At 71.3% G+C, this 1,677-nt stretch carries 1 protein-coding gene; it reads right to left on the bottom strand.

The features are described 5' to 3' along the window. Window positions 1–289: 289 nt before the first annotated feature. On the bottom strand, window positions 290–1,300 hold the full coding sequence (locus J4557_RS49000; RefSeq protein ID WP_208274819.1) for an Acg family FMN-binding oxidoreductase: 1,011 nt from the start codon (window positions 1,298–1,300) through the stop codon (window positions 290–292). Between the last annotated feature and the right edge of the window lie 377 nt (window positions 1,301–1,677).

The raw sequence follows: 1,677 nt of genomic DNA, 5'->3' as shown, positions 1-1,677 counted from the left end.
CGTCTGCAACTCCGCCAGCAGATCATCCAGCTGCAACTGAGGAAGGATCAGCCGCGCCTTGTCCCCGCCCGGCCCGGGCTCATCGGTCACATTCCCCAGTATTACCGATCGGCGACCCCCAACATAGGCGAGGGGGCATAGGGCCGTGACCCGCCGGCGACTTGCTCACACGGAGTACGGGGCCCGCGACCGGGCGTTCACTTCATGCCCGCCCGGCGAGCGGAAAAGCCGTGGTCTTGTCCCCCGGCTCCGGAGTCCGAACGGCGCCCCCGCCCCCGGGATCCGCCGGTCACGGCTCCTCGATCATGACCTCCTCGACAGGACGCCGCACAGTCGACAGCTTCTCCCCCACGGGCACGCCGATCCGCAGGAGCATCTGCGGATAGGCGTCGCCGCAGAAGTGCATGCGGATGAAATCCCGCAGCTCAGGGACCTGCATGGCCTGCGTGTGGTACGCGGCCGACAGATCGTGCTCGGCCCCGCACAGCAGCAGGCGCTCGAGCGCCTGGCCGGCCCGCAGCCACGCCGCCGGGGTGTCCTCCGCCGTCACGAGCAGCAGGGCGATCCCCGCGGAGGCGGTGCCGTCCTCATCGGCGGGCTCGACTCCCCATCCCTGACCGCGAGCGAAGTCCCGGGCCGCGAAGTACGGTTCCGTCCGGGGCGTCCGCACGGGATAGGAGACCTCCTGGACGCCGTCCTTGCGCGCCGTCGCGGGCGACGGCGCCCAGCGGGCCATCTCGGTCGAGTAGGCGGGGATGCGGCGCTGGACGTGCTCACCCGCGTCGGTCAGCGCGGCCAGCGCCCCCAGGACGTGGGCCTCGACGGCCTGGATCACCCGCGCCCCCTCCTGCTCGGCCGCCCGCAAGAGGGCCGTGACCACACCGGACGGCACCGGGTCGGGCCGGAATCCGCCGCGGTGGCTGTGCCGCCGCTCGATCTGCGCGTACTCGCGCTCGACCTCCCTGGTGACCGCTTCGTGACCGCGTTCCAGCTCGACGTCGGCCAGCAGATTCGGACGGTCCGCGTCCGGTAGCAGGCGGACGACCGGCTCGTACCCGCGCTTGCGCAGTGACAGCCGCAGGTTGTACAGAGCCGCGCCGCAACTGATGAGCATCTCCCGGCCCTGCGGATCCGCGACGTCGAGGCGACGGTCCGGATCGGCGCGCAGGCTGATCCGCGACCCGCGCACGCCGAAGAGCCACGGCTGGGTGTTGTGCACCGACGGTGCCCGGATCGCGTCCTCGACCGCACCGCGGATGACGTCCTCGACGCCCGCGGGCGCTTCGCTCCTCGTCTGCATCTGTCACTCCTTCCCTCCTCCCTCCCAGCGCAACATCCGGGCCCTGACCTGTTACAGGGCCGAAAGTCCATGGCGGTCGACGCCATGCGGCGGGGAGCGGATCGGCAGGCGGGTCGCCAGGCGAGGGCCGACCGGGTCGGCGGGCGGGTTTCGCCCGACCTCCGACGCGCTGTGAGACCGGCCGTATGGGGGGTACCGTCCGTGACACCACCGACCGTGCAGAGGAAACGATCGCCATGACCGGTCAGGCCGACCAGAACTCGCCGCAGGAAACGAAGACGATCCGGGTGTTCCTGATGGACGACCACGAGGTCGTCCGCCGCGGCGTCGCCGCCCTGCTGTCCGCCGAAGACGACATCGAGATCGTCGGCGAAGCC

Source organism: Actinomadura nitritigenes (assembly GCF_017573545.1).
GTDB classification, from domain to species: Bacteria; Actinomycetota; Actinomycetes; order Streptosporangiales; family Streptosporangiaceae; genus Spirillospora; species Spirillospora nitritigenes.
The sequence above is the reverse complement of the archived record's forward strand: the minus strand, read 5'-3'. Positions and strand labels throughout refer to the sequence as shown.